General features: G+C 70.3%; 9 protein-coding genes. 6 read left to right on the top strand and 3 right to left on the bottom strand.

The annotated features are described in order from the left end of the window. Positions 1–113: 113 nt before the first annotated feature. Together SSBG_RS14520 and SSBG_RS14515 are read right to left on the bottom strand one after the other, a co-directional pair. Positions 114–1,613: a glycosyltransferase family 87 protein gene (locus SSBG_RS14520; protein WP_008746869.1), complete on the bottom strand. Its 1,500-nt coding sequence runs from the start codon at positions 1,611–1,613 to the stop codon at positions 114–116. A 308-nt stretch (positions 1,614–1,921) separates the two neighbouring features. Beyond that, positions 1,922–4,504 carry a transglycosylase domain-containing protein gene (locus SSBG_RS14515; protein WP_008746868.1) on the bottom strand — a complete coding sequence of 861 codons (2,583 nt, stop codon included), beginning with the start codon at positions 4,502–4,504 and terminating at the stop codon, positions 1,922–1,924. Positions 4,505–5,014: 510 nt separating this feature from the next. Here SSBG_RS14515 and SSBG_RS14510 point away from each other — a divergent pair. From SSBG_RS14510 to SSBG_RS14500, 3 genes are all read left to right on the top strand, one after another. Then, positions 5,015–5,683, top strand: coding sequence for a PadR family transcriptional regulator (locus tag SSBG_RS14510; RefSeq protein WP_008746867.1), 669 nt, complete (start codon positions 5,015–5,017; stop codon positions 5,681–5,683). Positions 5,684–5,738: 55 nt separating this feature from the next. After that, positions 5,739–6,821, top strand: a complete 1,083-nt coding sequence (locus SSBG_RS14505) for an inositol-3-phosphate synthase (RefSeq protein ID WP_008746866.1) — start codon at positions 5,739–5,741, stop codon at positions 6,819–6,821. 146 nt (positions 6,822–6,967) lie between these two features. After that, positions 6,968–8,248 (top strand): MFS transporter, encoded by a 1,281-nt coding sequence (locus SSBG_RS14500; RefSeq protein WP_037869784.1) that lies wholly within the window; start codon positions 6,968–6,970, stop codon positions 8,246–8,248. 111 nt (positions 8,249–8,359) lie between these two features. On the opposite strand, the gene SSBG_RS14495 is transcribed toward SSBG_RS14500, so the two are convergent. Beyond that, positions 8,360–9,829, bottom strand: a complete 1,470-nt coding sequence (locus SSBG_RS14495; protein WP_008746864.1) for a CCA tRNA nucleotidyltransferase — start codon at positions 9,827–9,829, stop codon at positions 8,360–8,362. 262 nt (positions 9,830–10,091) lie between these two features. Between SSBG_RS14495 and SSBG_RS14490 the strand changes: the two genes are divergently transcribed. The 3 genes from SSBG_RS14490 (at position 10,092) to SSBG_RS14480 (ending at position 16,571) form a co-directional block, all read left to right on the top strand. Beyond that, positions 10,092–12,443: a DUF6049 family protein gene (locus SSBG_RS14490; RefSeq protein ID WP_008746863.1), complete on the top strand. Its 2,352-nt coding sequence runs from the start codon at positions 10,092–10,094 to the stop codon at positions 12,441–12,443. A gap of 46 nt (positions 12,444–12,489) precedes the next feature. Continuing rightward, a complete protein-coding gene (gene murJ, locus SSBG_RS14485; RefSeq protein WP_008746862.1) occupies positions 12,490–14,742 on the top strand; it encodes a murein biosynthesis integral membrane protein MurJ in 2,253 nt (750 codons plus the stop codon). 110 nt (positions 14,743–14,852) lie between these two features. Continuing rightward, entirely contained in the window at positions 14,853–16,571 is a 1,719-nt protein-coding gene (locus tag SSBG_RS14480; protein ID WP_008746861.1) for a protein kinase family protein, read from the top strand. The last annotated feature ends 5 nt before the right edge of the window (positions 16,572–16,576 follow it).

Genomic DNA, 16,576 nt, shown 5'->3' with positions numbered 1-16,576 from the left:
CTTCGCCGTACCGAGACGCAGCGAGGCGCAGCTAGACGCATCCACGAATACCGAGACCTCCGCCGAGACCCCGTACCAAGGCCCCCGCTACCGCGCCCCGTACCGGCGGTCGCTCAGGCCCGGCGCTCCTCGTCCGCGAAGCGCTCCTCCGGCCCCTTGCCCCAGTCCGTGTACGTCCCGTCGGCCTGCGCCGAGTGCCTCGCCGCGCGTCCGTAGACGTGCCGGTCGGGCGCTCCGTCGAGGACTCCGCCGGAGGGATCGTCGTCGCCGCCGGCGCGGACGGGGTCGCGCTCGGGCAGCAGGATGTCCCGCACGACGACCGCGCAGAGGTAGAGCGTGGAGAGCAGGTGGCAGCAGACGACTAGGTGGTAGCCCTCCTGGGAGAGCCCCATCGCGCCTTTGCCGCCGCTCGTGTAGGCGAGGTAGAGCCAGATGCCGAGGAAGTACAGGACCTCTCCGGCCTGCCAGACGAGGAAGTCCCGCCAGCGGGGGCGGGCGAGGGCGGCGAGCGGGACGAGCCACAGGACGTACTGCGGTGAGTAGACCTTGTTGGTGAGGATGAAGGCCGCGACGACGAGGAAGGCGAGCTGGGCGAAGCGGGGCCTGCGCGGAGCGGTGAGCGTGAGGACGGCGAGGAGAGCGCAGGCGAGCACCATGAGTAGCATCGCGAGCGTGTTGACGGTGTCCGTGCTCGGCGGGGAGTCGAGGCGCTGGGACAGGATGAGCCAGAAGGACCCGAAGTCGACCCCTCGTTCCTGGCTGAACGTGTAGAACTTCGCCCAGCCGTCGGGCGCCAGCAGGATGACGGGGAGGTTCACGAGGAGCCAGGCCGCCGCCGTCCCGCCCAGAGCCCTGCCGAACTCCCGCCAGCGGCCCGTGCGCCAGCACAGGAGCAGCAGCGGTCCGAGGAGGAGGACGGGGTAGAGCTTCGCGGCCGTGGCGAGTCCGAGCAGGACGCCGAAGCCGAGGGAGCGCTTGCGGGACCACAGGAGCATCGCGACCGCGGTCAGCGCGACAGCGAGCAGGTCCCAGTTGATGGTGGCGGTGAGCGCGGCGGCGGGCGCGAGGGCGACGAGCAGGCCGTCCCAGGGACGACGCCGGTGGGTGCGGCTGACGCACACGGCGAGGACCACCGCGCAGATCATGAGCATCCCGGAGTTCACCAGCCAGTACACCTGCTCGCGGTGCACGAGGTCCTTGCCGCCCGGCGTGAGCCAGGAGGCCACCTCCATGAAGACTCCCGTGAGCACGGGGTACTCCAGGTACTGCATGTCGCCGCTGAGCCGGTCGAAGTAGGGGACGAGCCCGTCGGCGAAGCCGCGCCCCTGGAAGAGATGGGGGATGTCGGAGTAGCAGGCGTGCGTGTACTGGGCGTTCACCCCGCGGAACCAGCCGCCGTCGTAGCAGGGGATCTTCTGCACCATGCCGAGGGCGAAGAGCCCCAGAGCGACGAGCGCGACGACCCGTACCGGCGTCCACCACGTGGAGCCGAGCAGGGCGTGACGCCCCACCGGGCCACCGAGCAGTTCGCTGCCCTCGGCGGCGACGGGGTCCTCCTCGGTGGGAAGCACCGGGCCGGACTGCTGCACGCGGGTACTCGTCATGACGGACATCCTGCCGTACGCCCCTGAGCGACGGCGGCGGGGAACGCCGCACGGGACGCAGGGGACGCCGCGCGGGACGCACGGGCCGCCACGGACCTGGGGCGCGCGGCACACCCGCCCGCCACGCGGCGAGGGCCGCGGTACCGGAAGTCGGTACCGCGGCCCTCGTAGGGCGAACCCGCCCGGAGCTCCTGGAGGAGATGTCCATGTTTCACGTGGAACATCCGGCTCCCCGATGTTTCACGTGAAACATCGCGCCTTCACTGTTCCACGTGAAACATCACAGATGTTTCACGTGGAACATCGCCTCGACGGGGTCAGGGCTTGAACCAGCCGTTGTCGTCGCCGTCGCCGGGGTCCCCTTCGCCCGGCATCGAGGGCGAGGAGGGCGAACCGGAGGTCTGCCCGGGCCCCTGGTTGTCACCGCCTTGGTCGCCGCCGTCAGCGCCTTCACCAGCGTTCGCGCCTTCGTCGCCGCCGTCGGCACCCTCGTTGCCACCACCGTGCTGGCAGTTGAAGTCCAAGGGAGCGCAGGTGTTCCTGGACTCCGTGACGGACGGGCTGGGCGGCGGCTCCTGGGTGGGCGACTTCGAAGGCGTCTCCGAGGGGGAGTGCGAGGGGCTGGGCGAGGACGGGGCGCTCGGCGAGGGCGGGGCGTCGACCGTCTCGACGACCTCACCGATCTTGTCCGGCTTCGGGAAGTCCTCCTTCGGGGCGCTCTTGAGCGCCAGGAGCATGTAGTCCTTCCAGATCTCGGCCGGGAACGAGGCACCGTGGATCGAGGTCTGGTTGCCCGTGCCATACATCTTCTCGAACTGGCGCTGCTTGTTCTTCGCGTTGTCGTCGAAGCGGAACATGGCGATCGCGGTGGAGACCTGCGGGGTGTACCCGACGAACCAGGCGGACTTGTTGCCGTCGGTCGTACCGGTCTTGCCCGCGACCTGGCGGCCGGGCAGCTGGGCCGAGGTACCGGTGCCGTGGTCCACGACGTTCTTGAGCACGTCGGTGACGTTGTCGGCCACGGGCTTGGGGAAGGCGGACTTGCTCTTCTTCTTGTGCTGGAAGAGCGTGCCCTTCTCGCTCTCCACCTTGGTCACCGAGTACGGGTCGTTCTGCTCGCCCTCGTTCGCGAAGGTCGCGTAGGCGCCCGCCATCCGGATCGCGCTGGGGGAGGAGGTACCGAGCGAGAACGAGGGGTAGTTGTTGCTCGCGAAGATGTTCGGGCCGTCCTGGATGCCGGCCTTGATGGCGGCGTCCTTCACCTTGTCCAGCCCGACGTCCATGCCGAGCTGCACGAAGGCGGAGTTGACGGAGTGCTCCATCGCCTCACGCAGGGTGATGCGGTAGTTGTCGTCCGAGTGGTAGGACTCGTCCCCGTCGTTGGACTGGTTCCACTGGTCGCCGTTCTTGTCCGTCCAGACCTGCCCGTTGTACTGCTTGATCTTCAGCTTGTTCTTCGCGCTGTAGATGCTCATCTGGGAGACCGGCCGACGCGTGGAGTCGTCCTGCTCGGGCCCCAGCTTCGGGTCGCGGATGCCGTGCTCCATCGCGGCGGCGAGCACGAAGGGCTTGAAGGTCGAACCGACCTGGGCACCGGTGACATCGGCGTTGTTGCTCCAGTGCGTAAGGGCGTCCTTACCACCGTAGACGGCCTCGATCGCCCCGCTGTTCGCGTTGACGGAGGCGCCGCCGAACTGCACGTGCCGGTCCGTCTTCGGCCGCTTCTTGGGGTCGATGTTCTCGTTGTAGACCTTGTTGACGGACTTCTCCAGCTCCTTGACCCGGTCCTTCTTGAAGGTCGTGTAGATCCGGTAGCCGCCCTGGTTCAGCTTGTTCTGGGTGATGCCCGTCTCCTCGGAGTGGCTCATCACCCAGGAGTCGGCGAGTTCCACGAGGTAGCCGATCTGGCCGCCGAGCGCGCTGTTCGCCCGCGGCGGCTCCGTCTTCGGCAGTTCCCGGTACTTGGCCCGTTCGCTCGTGCTGAGGTGGCCGTCCTTGACCTCCTCGTCGAGAATCCACGACCAGCGCTCCGTGGCGCGGATCGTATTGGCTTCCTTCGTCGTCTTCGCCGGGTTGTCCGAGGCGACGCCCGCCGGGTCGTAGTACGTCGCGCCCTTGAGCACGGCGGCCAGGAGGGCCGATTCGCCGGCGTTGAGATCGACCGCGTCCTTGTCGAAGTACGCGCGCGAGGCGGCCTGGATACCGTAGGCACCGCGACCGTAGTAGGCGGTGTTCAGGTAGCCCGCCATGATCTCGTCTTTGTCCTTGGTCGTGCCCACCTTGATCGAGATGAACAGTTCCTTGAACTTGCGGCTCAGCGTCTGTTCCTGATCGTCCAGCACCGCGTTCTTGACGTACTGCTGGGTGATGGTCGAACCACCCTGGGTCTGGCCGCCCTTGGCCATGTTGAAGAGGGCGCGGCCGATACCCATGGGGTCGATGCCGCTGTCCGTCTCGAAGGACTTGTTCTCCGCCGAGATGACCGCGTACTGCATCGACTTGGCGATCTTGTCGAGCGGGACGATCTGCCGGTTGCGCTGGCTCTCCCCGCCCGTGGCGACCATCTGGCTGCCGTCGGACCAGAAGTAGACGTTGTTCTGCGCCTTGGCGCTCAACGCCTCGTCAGGCACCTCGACCATCGCGTACGCGAGACCCGCGAGTCCCATGAGACCGCCCAGGAAGGCGACGAAGAGCCCGGTCACGAGCTTCCAGGAGGGGACCCAGCGCCAGGCCCCGTCCTTGCCGGCACGCGGGTAGTCGATGAAGCGCTTCTTCGCCGGGGGACCGCCGCGCCGGCCGGCTCCCTGAGCCGCCGGGGTCGCCGCGCGTCTGCGCCCGCCACCGCGCTGAGCGGCGCGCCGGGCCTCGGCGCGGCCGCCTCCGTGGGACGGCGGCTCCATACCGGCCGAGCCGGACGCGGCGGACGAGGGGGCGGAACCACGGGGCGTCGCCCGGCGTCCCGTGTTCCCGGAACGGGCGCGTCGGGCCGCGGCCCGTCCGCCGCCTTCGGGCTGCGACGGTTTGCGACGGTGCTCGCTCATCGAACGATTACTCCTCGGGCAGGCGCAGGCTTACGCGCCTGGAAACGGCGGCTGAAGCGGTTCCCCCGGCGTGGCACGGGACCCTCGGCGGGCTCGCGCGCTCACGTCTGGGGCGACGACGTTCCCGGGCGCCTCACGGTTCCCGGTGGACAGCATGGCGCCCAGACTACGCACCGGCTCGGCGCACAGACTCCGAAGTTCACCCCAAAACAGGCAACTTGCTCCCATCCTCACAGCGATGTGACGCCGGTCACGAGGTCCCCACTTGTCGTCACGAGGACACCGCTCTATCGTGCTGATGTATCGAATCGATACATCAGCACGAGATAAAGACGCGCTACGGCGGTCCGGGAAAAGGAGGACGAGAGGATGAGCCGACGTGCGGGCATCCTTGAGTTCGCCGTTCTGGGCCTGCTGCGCGAGTCCCCCATGCACGGCTACGAGCTGCGGAAACGCCTCAACACCTCGCTGGGGGTGTTCCGGGCGTTCAGCTACGGGACGCTTTATCCCTGTCTCAAGACGCTGGTGGCGCGGGGCTGGCTCGCCGAGGAGTCTGCGGCCGCCCCGGGCGAACCCGCCACCGCCCTCTCCGGGCGGCGCGCGAAGATCGTCTACCGGCTGACCGGGGACGGCAAGGAGCACTTTGAGGAGCTGCTCTCCCAGACCGGCCCGGACGCCTACGAGGACGAGCACTTCGCCGCACGCTTCGCCTTCTTCGGCCAGACCTCCCGGGACGTGCGGATGCGCGTCCTGGAAGGCCGCCGCAGCCGGCTGGAGGAGCGCCTGGAGAAGATGCGGGCCTCGCTCTCCCGCACCCGGGAGCGTCTTGACGACTACACCCTCGAACTTCAGCGCCATGGGATGGAATCCGTGGAGCGCGAGGTGCGCTGGCTCAACGAGCTGATCGAGAGCGAGCGCGTGGGCCGCGACCTGCGGACCTCCCGGCCGGGGGACGTGGAGCGGCAGAAGGGAGCGCCGGGCGATCTGCCCCGGTCCGGGAGCGACTCCCGGCCGGATTCGCCCGGCACACCCACCTGAGACCGCAGCACCGCGGCTCTCATAGGACTCAGAGATCACACAGGGAGCAACCGGAATGAGTTCGGTTCGCGTAGCCATTGTCGGCGTGGGCAACTGCGCCGCCTCGCTGGTGCAGGGCGTCGAGTACTACAAGGACGCCGACCCGGAGGGCAAGGTCCCGGGTCTCATGCACGTGCAGTTCGGCGAGTACCACGTCAAGGACATCGAGTTCGTCGCCGCCTTCGACGTGGACGCCAAGAAGGTCGGTCTCGACCTCGCGGACGCCATCGGCGCCAGCGAGAACAACACCATCAAGATCTGCGACGTGCCCAGCACCGGCGTCTCCGTGCAGCGCGGCCACACCCACGACGGCCTCGGCAAGTACTACCGCGAGACGATCGAGGAGTCCGGCGAGCAGCCGGTCGACATCGTCCAGGTGCTCAAGGACCGTCAGGTCGACGTTCTCGTCTGCTACCTGCCGGTGGGCTCCGAGGCCGCCGCGAAGTTCTACGCCCAGTGCGCCATCGACGCCAAGGTCGCCTTCGTCAACGCTCTCCCCGTCTTCATCGCGGGCACCAAGGAGTGGGCCGACAAGTTCACCGAGGCCGGTGTCCCGATCGTCGGCGACGACATCAAGTCGCAGGTCGGCGCGACCATCACGCACCGCGTGATGGCGAAGCTCTTCGAGGACCGCGGTGTCGTCCTCGACCGCACGATGCAGCTCAACGTCGGCGGCAACATGGACTTCAAGAACATGCTGGAGCGCGAGCGCCTGGAGTCGAAGAAGATCTCCAAGACGCAGGCCGTCACCTCGCAGATCCCCGACCGGGACCTCGGCGCCAAGAACGTGCACATCGGCCCGTCCGACTACGTGCAGTGGCTCGACGACCGCAAGTGGGCCTACGTGCGCCTCGAAGGCCGTGCCTTCGGCGACGTCCCGCTGAACCTGGAGTACAAGCTGGAGGTCTGGGACTCCCCGAACTCCGCCGGCGTCATCATCGACGCGCTCCGCGCCGCGAAGATCGCCAAGGACCGCGGCATCGGCGGCCCGATCCTGTCGGCCAGCAGCTACTTCATGAAGAGCCCGCCGGTCCAGTACTTCGACGACCAGGCCCGCGAGAACGTGGAGCTGTTCATCCGCGGCGAGGTCGAGCGCTGAACGGCTGACACCCCGTCCGGCCCGCCACCCCTCGCGGGGTGAGCACCGGCACCCGCGTGTCCGAAGGGGCCCGTACCGCACCGGTACGGGCCCCTTCGCCGTACCCGTGCGCGGCACCCCTCACCAGGCATGTGAAGCTGTGCCGCATGGCTGTCGTCCCCGATCTCCGTCTCCTGCTGCGGCGGGGAGGCTTCCGCCGGCTGCTCGCCGTGCGACTGCTCTCCCAGGCCGCGGACGGCGTCTTCCAGGTCGGTCTCGCCACCTACGTCGTGTTCTCCCCCGAGAAGCAGGCGACCCCGGGCCAGATCGCCTCCGCGATGGCCGTCCTGCTCCTCCCGTACTCCCTCGTCGGCCCCTTCGCCGGTGTCTTCCTCGACCGCTGGCGGCGCCGTCAGGTCTTCCTGTACGGGAGCCTGCTGCGGGTCCTGCTCGCCGCGCTCACGGCCGTGCTGATCCTCGCCCGCGTCCCTGACTCGCTCTTCTACGTGGCGGCCCTGTGCGTGACGGCGGTCAACCGCTTCGTCCTCGCCGGGCTCTCCGCCGCGCTGCCCCGCGTCGTCGACGGCGCGCGCCTCGTCGTGGCGAACGCGCTCTCGCCGACCGCCGGGACGCTCGCCGCCACGGTGGGCGGCGGTCTCGCCTTCCTCGTCCGGCTCCTGGGCTGGGACTCGGACGCCGCTGTGCTGCTGCTCGGCGCCGCGCTCTACCTGGCCGCCGCGCTCGCCTCGCTCCGCATCCCGGTGAACGCGCTCGGACCCGGCCGGGAGGAGCGCCCCCGGGTCCCGGTGCGCGCCGCGCTCACGGCGACCGCGCAGGGCCTCCTCCAGGGGCTGCGGCACCTCGCGGCCCCCGCCCGCCGTCCCGCCGCGCGCTCGCTCGCCGCGATGACCCTCCTGCGCTTCTGCTACGGGGCGCTCACCGTCACGGTGCTGATGCTCTGCCGGTACGCGTGGTCGGCGACGGAGGAGGACGGGCTCGCCCTGCTCGGTCTCGCCCTCGGCCTCTCGGCGGCGGGCTTCTTCGTGGCGGCGCTGCTGAGCCCGTGGGCGATCCGGCGCTTCGGACCGCTCGGCTGGATCGCCGCCTGCGCGGCCCTCGCGGCGGTCCTCGTCGGGCTCGCGGGCCCCTTCTTCGCCGAGCCGGTGATGATGGCGCTCGCGTTCTTCCTCGGCGTCGTCACCCAGGGCGCGAAGATCGCGACCGACACGGTGGTGCAGTCCGAGGTCGCCGACGCCTACCGCGGCCGGGTCTTCTCGGTCTACGACGTGCTCTTCAACGTCGCTTTCGTCGGCGCCGCGGGCGCCTCGGCCCTCGTCCTGCCGGGCGACGGACGCTCCGTGCCGCTCGTTCTGGGCGTCGCGGTGATCTACGCGGGTGTGGCCGCGCTCGCCGGGCGCGCGCTCCGCGTTCCGGCGCCCGCGAGCTGAGGACGGGACGGATGTTTCACGTGAAACATCCGTGGGGCGGCCGAGGATGTTTCACGTGGAACATCGCGTGATGCCCCGGCCCGGCGATGTTCCACGTGAAACATCGCGTGCTCACTGCGGCTGAGTGCTCCACCACTCCCGGAGCGCCTCGCCCGCCGCGTCCTTGCCGAGCGGCCCCTTCTCCATCCGCAGATCGAGGAGGAAGGCGTAGGCCCTGCCGATCGCGGGCCCCGGGGTGATCCCGAGGAGCGCCATGATCTCGTTGCCGTCGAGGTCGGGCCGGATCGCGTCCAGCTCCTCCTGTTCCTGCAACTCCTCGATCCGCTGTTCCAAACCGTCGTAGGCGCGGGCCAGGGCGTTCGCCTTGCGCTTGTTGCGCGTCGTGCAGTCGGATCGGGTGAGCTTGTGGAGCCGGGAGAGCTGCGGGCCCGCGTCGCGCACGTACCGCCGTACCGCGGAATCGGTCCACTCACCGGCTCCGTAGCCGTGGAAGCGCAGGTGCAGCTCGATGAGGCGGCACACGTCGCGGATCATCTCGTTCGAGTACTTGAGCGCCGCGAGCCGCTTCTTGGCGATCTTGGCGCCGACGATCTCGTGGTGGTGGAAGGAGACCCGGCCATCCCCCTCGAAGCGCCGCGTCTTCGGCTTGCCGATGTCGTGCAGGAGTGCCGCGATGCGGAGCGTGAGGTCGGGACCGTCCTCCTCCAGGTCGATCGCCTGCTCAAGCACGGTGAGCGAGTGCTCGTAGACGTCCTTGTGGCGGTGGTGCTCGTCGCTCTCCAGGCGCAGCGCGGGCAGTTCGGGGAGCACCTGCTCCGCGAGCCCGGTGTCCACCAGGAGCCGCAGCCCCTTCACGGGGTGCGCGGACAGCAGCAGCTTGTTCAGCTCGGCCTGGACCCGTTCCGCCGAGACGATGCCGATGCGCTCCGCCATCGCCGTCATCGCCGCGACCACGTCAGCGGCGACCTCGAAGTCGAGCTGCGCGGCGAAGCGTGCCGCGCGCAGCATCCGCAGCGGGTCGTCCGAGAAGGACGCCTCGGGGGTGCCCGGGGTGCGCAGCACCTTGGCCGCGAGATCGTCCAGCCCGCCGTGCGGGTCCACGAAGCGCTTCTCGGGCAGGAACACGGCCATCGCGTTGACGGTGAAGTCCCGCCGTACGAGGTCCTCCTCGATCGAGTCGCCGTAGGAGACCTTCGGCTTGCGCGAGGTGCGGTCGTACGCCTCGGAACGGTACGTCGTGACCTCGATCTGGAAGCTCTGCTCCTCCTCGCCCACGCGTGCCGCCTTCTGGCAGCCGACCGTGCCGAAGGCGATGCCCACCTCCCACACCGCGTCCGCCCAGGGCCGCACGAGGGCGAGTACGTCCTCGGGCCGGGCATCGGTGGTGAAGTCGAGATCGTTGCCGAGCCTGCCGAGCAGCGCGTCCCGTACCGAACCCCCGACCAGGGCCAGCGTGAATCCGGCCTCGTGGAAACGGCGGGCGAGTTCGTCCGCGACGGGCGAGACGCGCAGCAGCTCGCTCACCGCGCGCTGCTGCACCTGGCTCAGTGCACTGCTGGGTTCATGGTTGGCGTTCGGCACAACAGGAGAGGGTACGTGGCTCCGTCGCGCCCTCCGAATCCTGCCGGAACACCGCCGGAGTACCGTCCCCGCGGCCTTCACAAGATCGCCCGTCCCACTCCGCGGCACTTCGGCCCAGCTCACCTCGTTACCATGCGTGGACGCACCAAGCGACAACCACCGACCACTGACGACGACGAGGACGGGCGAGCGCGTGGCCGAGGCGGCAGTTACCCATCGAACCCCCTGCCCCTCCCCTGCCCGGCGACGGCTGCGACGCGTGATGGCCGTCACAGTGGCGGTCCCCCTCCTCGGACTCCTCACGCACCTCACCCCCGCGCAGGCGGACGCCCCGCGACAGCCCGCCGCCGCCGAGCCCACCGGCTCCCGCACGGTGGACGTCCAGCTCACGGGCCTGACGCCGGAGGCCCCCGAGGCCGGGAACACCGTGACGGTGACCGGGACCCTCACCAACCGCAGCAAGCAGACCATCACCGAGGCGCACGTCGCCCTGCGGGTCGGCCAGTTGCTCACCAGCCGCAGCGCGATCGACGTCGCCGACGACCGCAGCGGCTACACCCCGGGACTCGACGGCAACGAGATCGCGGACAAGTACGACCACAAGGTCGGGAAGCTGACGCCGAAGCAGAAGGAGAACTTCACCCTCTCCGTGCCGGTGAAGGACCTCCAGCTCGGCGCCGACGGTGTCTACCAGATCGGCGTCTCCTTCGACGGCCGCACCAGCAGCGTCCCGTGGCAGGAACAGGTCCTCGGGATCAAGCGCACCTACCTGCCCTGGCAGCCCGAGCCCACCGCCCGTCAGTCGCAGACGACCGCCCTGTGGCCGCTCATCTCCAGCGCCCGCATCGGCGCCCGCACCGTCGGCGGGGGCGACGACGACCAGAACAGCGTCTTCGAGAACGACGACCTGGCGAAGGAGATCCTGCCCGGCGGCCGTCTCGACCGGATGGTCGCCCTCGGCAAGGAACTCGACGTCACCTGGGTCATCGACCCGGACCTGATCAACACCGTCGCCGACATGGCCGACGGCTACCGCCTCGCCGGCAAGGACGGCAAGACCGTCGCGGGGTCCAAGAAGAACAAGGACGCCGCGGCGAGCTGGCTCGACACCCTCGGCAAGGCCCTGGCCGGACGCTCCGTCGTCGCCCTCCCCTACGGTGACCCGGACCTCGCCTCGATCGCGCACAACGGCACCAAGGTCCCCACGACCCTCGCCCGGCTCAAGACCGCCACGGACATCGGTCGCCCCACCCTGTCGATCCTCGGCAGCGACCTCAAGCTCAGCACGGACTACGCCTGGCCCGCGGACGGAGCGATCGACCGCTCGATCGTCGACGTGGCCACCTCGGCCGGCGCGACACAGGTCCTGACGCGCAGCGACAGCCTCAGCGAGCCCGACAGCCTCCTCTACACCCCCTCGGCCGCACGGCCCATCGGCGGCGGCACCACCGCGATCGTCACCGACACCCGCCTGTCCACCGCCTTCGAGGGCTCCATGGACTCGCCGCAGAGTGTCACGCTCGCGGTGCAGCGCTTCCTCGCCCAGAGCCTCGCCCTCACCCGGCAGGACGAGCAGAAGCAGCGCACGGTCGTGATCGCCCCCCAGCGCACCCCGACGGCAGCCCAGGCAGAGGCGATGGCCACCGCCCTGCGCGCCCTCCAGGGCGGTCGCTGGTCGCTCTTCCAGGAACTCGACAAGGCCGCGAAGACCAAGGCCGACCCGCAGGCGAACACCCGCGTCCCCCCGCGCTCCGCATACCCCGGCTCGCTGCGCAAGCAGGAACTGCCCACCGCCGCCTTCACCTCGCTGCACGCCACGCAGAAGGGGCTCGACAGCTTCCAGGAGATCCTCCAGAGCCGCGATCGCGTCGTCACCCCCTTCGGCCTCGCCATGGACCGCGCGGTCGCCACGACCTGGCGCGGCCGGGCCGGTCAGGCCGCGACGTACCGCACCGACGTACGCGGCTACCTCGACTCGCTCGTCCGGCAGGTACGGCTCATTCCCAAGACGGACGCGAAGCTCTCCGGGCACAGCGCCACCATCCCGGTCACGGTCCAGAACAACCTGCTCCAGGACGCGCAGCACCTCAAGGTGCGGCTCACCTCCACGAAGCCGACCCGCCTCAAGATCGGCGAGCGGCCCTGGGAGGAACGTGCGGTCAAGATCGGCGCCGGGCACAGCCAGACGGTGAAGTTCGACACCACGATCAACGCCAACGGCCCCGTCCTGGTGACGGCGCAACTGGTCACGGACGACAACCGCGCCTACGGCCAGCCCGTCGAGTTCAGCGTGGACGCCACCGAGGTCACCTCGACCGTCATGCTGGTCATCGCCGGTGGTGTCCTCCTCCTCGTCCTCGCCGGACTCCGGATGTACACCCAGCGCAAGCGCCGCGCGCGGGAGGACGGCACCGGCGGTGGCGGCACCCCCGCAGGCCCGCACGCCCCCGGCGCCGGCGGCCCCGCCCCCGCGGGAGAGGACACGCCGCGAGACCCGGCCGCGGGCACCCCCGAACCCCCCGCCGGGAATCCCCCGGAGGGCTCCCCGGCGGCGCCCGACACCGGAAGCGAAAACATCGAGCGCTCCGGTACGGGTGAGAGAGTGGACCGTTGAGCAATGTCGTGGCTCCCGGGCCAGGGGACGATGAGTGGGGTAGACCATGAACGCGCCGTACGACGGTGACCGCGGGCAGGGCCCGGGCGGCCCCGCCCCGGACGGGCAGCAGCCCCCGGGTCAGGACGGCCCCGCCGAGCGGCCCGGCCCGGCACAGCCGTACCCGGGACAGCCCTCCCCGCAGTACCCACCGCCCCCGCAAAACGGCCGCCCACCGCAGGACGCCTACCCTCAGGACGCGTACCTGCGGGACGCCTACCAGCAAGACCCCTACGGCGCGCAGAACCCCTACGCCCAGGACCCCGTCACCGAGGCCTACTACGACCGCTCGGCGCACCCCCCGCCGCCCCCCGGCACCTACCAGGAGAACGGCCCGCTCTACGCGCCCCCGCCCCCCGCTCCCCAGGGCCCCGACCCCCGCCTGTGGGCGCACACCCCCGCGCCCGAGCCCGAAGGCCCCTCCCAGCACCTGCCGTACGACGACGAACCGCGCACGACGAAGTTCGTCGGCGTCGACCGCATCGTCGGCGGGCGCCCCGGCGAGGAGCAGAACGCCTTCGCCCACCTCTACCGCGACCAGCAGGGCAACAGCGCGCCCGCGGCGCAGGCCCCCGCGCCGGAACCGGAGCCCGAGGCCCCCGCCGCCGCGCCCGTCAAGTCCAACCGCGCCGCGAGCCTGCTCAAGTCCAGCGCGCTCATGGCCGCGGGAACGATCGTCTCCCGCATCACCGGCTTCCTGCGCACCCTCGTCGTCGCCGGAGCGATCGGCGTCGGCACGCTCAACGACACCTACCAGGTGGCCAACACGCTGCCGACGATGATCTACGTCCTCGTCGGCGGCGGCGCCCTCAACGCCGTCTTCATCCCGCAGCTCGTCCGCGCGATGAAGAACGACGACGACGGCGGCGAGGCGTACGCCAACCGCCTCCTGACGCTCGTCGTCACGCTCATGGCCGCCGTCACCCTCGTCTGCGTCCTGGCGGCGCCCCTCTTCATCCGGCTCATGTCGACGGAGATCGCCAACGACCCGTCCCAGCGCGCGGTCGCGATCGAGTTCGCCCGGTACTGCCTGCCGACGATGTTCTTCATGGGAGTCCACGTCGTCCTCGGGCAGATCCTCAACGCGCGGGGCCGCTTCGGCGCCATGATGTGGACCCCGGTCCTCAACAACATCGTCATCATCGCCACGTTCGGCGCGTTCATCTGGGTCTTCGGCGGCTACACCTCCTCCGGCGTGGGCGCGGGGAACGTCACCCCGGACGGGGTCCGCCTCCTCGGTATCGGCACGCTCCTCGGCCTCGTCGTGCAGGCCCTCGCGATGGTCCCGTACCTGCGCGACGCCGGGTTCAGGCTGCGGCTGCGCTTCGACTGGCGCGGCCACGGCCTCGGCAAGGCGATCGGCCTCGCGAAGTGGACGTTCCTCTTCGTCCTCGCCAACCAGCTCGGCATGGTCGTCGTCACCCAGCTCGCCACCGCCGCCGGGCACGCCGCCGAGAAGCACGGCGTCACTGGCACCGGCATCACCGCGTACAACTACGCGCTGCTGCTGTGGCAGATGCCGCAGGCGATCATCACGGTCTCGGTCATGACCGCCGTGCTGCCGCGCATCTCGCGCGCCGCCGCGGACGGAGACGCCGCGGCGGTCCGCGAGGACATCTCGTACGGGCTGCGCACCTCCGCCGTCGCGATCGTGCCGTGCGCCTTCGCCTTCCTCGCCCTCGGCGTGCCGACCACGCTGCTGCTCTACGCGGGCTCGGGCAGCGAGGGAGCGCGCGGCATCGGCTTCGTCCTGATGGCCTTCGGCCTCGGCCTCATCCCCTACTCGGTGCAGTACGTCGTCCTGCGCGGTTTCTACGCCTACGAGGACACCCGCACCCCCTTCTACAACACCGTGATCGTCGCCGTGACCAACGCGGCGGCCTCCGGACTGTGCTTCCTCGTGCTCCCCGCCCGCTGGGCCGTCGCCGGGATGGCGGGCTCCTACGGCCTCGCCTACGTCGTCGGCGTGGGGATCGCCTGGCGCCGGCTCCGCAAGCGGCTGGGCGGCGACCTGGACGGCACGCACGTCGTACGGACCTACGCACGGCTCATCGGCGCCTCGATCCCGGCCGCCCTCGTCGGCGGCGGCCTCGCCTACGTCCTGCTCAAGGCACTGGGCAACGGGGCGGGCGGAGCGCTGGTCTCCCTGGTCGTGGGCGGTATCGCCCTGCTCGGGGTCTTCTACGTGGCAGCCAGGAGGATGCGGATCGCAGAGCTCAATTCCATGATCGGTATGGTGCGCGGACGGCTCGGCCGCTGATCGGGCACAACTCCCGGCGCTCGCCGCGTGTCGTGCATTACGCCGGTCCATGGGCACAATTGGTTCGGCGCCACACCAGGCGCGCAACGGATGGGGAGGCAGGGACGACGGTGGCGGAACGCAGCACGTCTGCCGTCGACGTGGCCCGGGAAAGCGGTGAGGAACCGCAGACCGCGCAGGCGGAGCAGGCCACGGCCGACGCGAAGGCCGATATCCCCGAGCGGGAGACCGCGCAGGAGGAGACGGAGCACAGCGAGGAGGACAGGAGCGGGGCGGAGGCCGTCGCCGCTCCCCCCGAGCTGCACAGCGGCCACAAGCTGGCCAGACGCTACCGCCTGGAGGAGTGCCTCACCCGGCTCGACGGCTTCAGCAGCTGGCGCGCCGTCGACGAGAAACTCCGCCGCGCCGTCGGCGTCCACCTCCTGGCCGCCACGCACCCCCGCGCCCGCGAAGTCCTCGCGGCGGCCCGCTCCACGGCGCTCCTGAGCGACCCGCGCTTCGTGCAGGTCCTGGACGCCGTCGAGGACAACGACGTCGTCTACGTCGTCCACGAGTGGCTTCCCGACGCCACCGAGCTGACCGCCCTCCTCGCCTCCGGCCCCCTCCAGGCGCACGAGGCGTACGAGATGGTCCGGCACGTCTCGCAGGCGATGACGGCGGCCCACCGGGCCGGCCTCTCGCACCTGCGGCTCAACCCGGGCTCCGTGCTCCGCACGTCGAGCGGCCAGTACCGCGTCCGGGGACTCGCCGTGAACGCCGCGTTGCGCGGCATCACGAGCGAGAACCCCGCGCGTACCGACACCGAGGCCATCGGCGCCCTGCTGTACGCCTCCCTCACCCAGCGCTGGCCGTACGAGGACGACGCCTACGGCCTCTCGGGGCTGCCCAAGGGCGTCGGCCTGCTCCCGCCCGACCAGGTGCGCGCCGGGGTGCACCGGGGCCTGTCGGAACTGGCCGTCCGCGCGCTCGCCAACGAGGGCGCCACCGCCTCGCGGCAGGAACCGCCCTGCACCACCCCCGCCGAGCTGACCGCAGCCGTCGAGGAGCTGCCCCGTATCCGGCCGCCCGAGCCCGCCTACACGGCGCCGCCCGAGTACCAGGCGCCCGCCTTCCCCCAGAACCCCTACGGCCGCCCGCCCGCCGGGCCCACCCCGCCCCAGGCACCGCCCCCGCCGCCGCCCCCGCTCCAGGGACGCACCGGGCGCGCGCTCAAGTGGGGCGTGTCCGGGCTGCTCATCGTCGCCCTCGGCCTCGGCAGCTGGCAGCTCGCCGACACCTTCCTCGACAAGAAGACCGAGAAGCAGCAGAGCGACCCGGAGATCGACAAGGGCTCCGGCAAGAAGGCCGCCCCCGCCTCCAAGCACCTCTCCGTCAAGGGCGCGGTGGAGTACTACCCGGACGGCACTCCGCAGCACACCGACCAGGTACCGCTCACGTACGACGGCAAGAGCGACACCTACTGGCGCACGAAGTCCTACACGGACGGCCCGGACATGAACCCGGCCTTCAAGAAGGGCGTGGGCATCACCTACGACCTCGGGGCCGAGAAGAACGTGTCCAGCGCGACGATAGACATGCTTTACCCGGGTGATCACACGACCGTGACGCTCTACGCCGCCGACTCGCTCACCTCCTCCGCCTCGCTGTCCGGGATGACGAAGATCGCGGACGACACCACCATCGGCTCCAAGATCGCGATCAAGGCCAAGAAGCCCGTGAAGGCCCGCTACGTCGTCATGTGGGTCACGGCCATGCCGTACGCGGCGAAGGACGGCTACAGCGGTGCCGGATACAAGCAGGCCATTACCGATGTGACGTTCATGGGCTAGGTTCG

Origin of the sequence: Streptomyces sp. SPB074 (assembly GCF_000154905.1) — a bacterium.
GTDB lineage: Bacteria > Actinomycetota > Actinomycetes > Streptomycetales > Streptomycetaceae > Streptomyces.
This window is presented reverse-complemented; position numbering and strand designations above follow the sequence as displayed.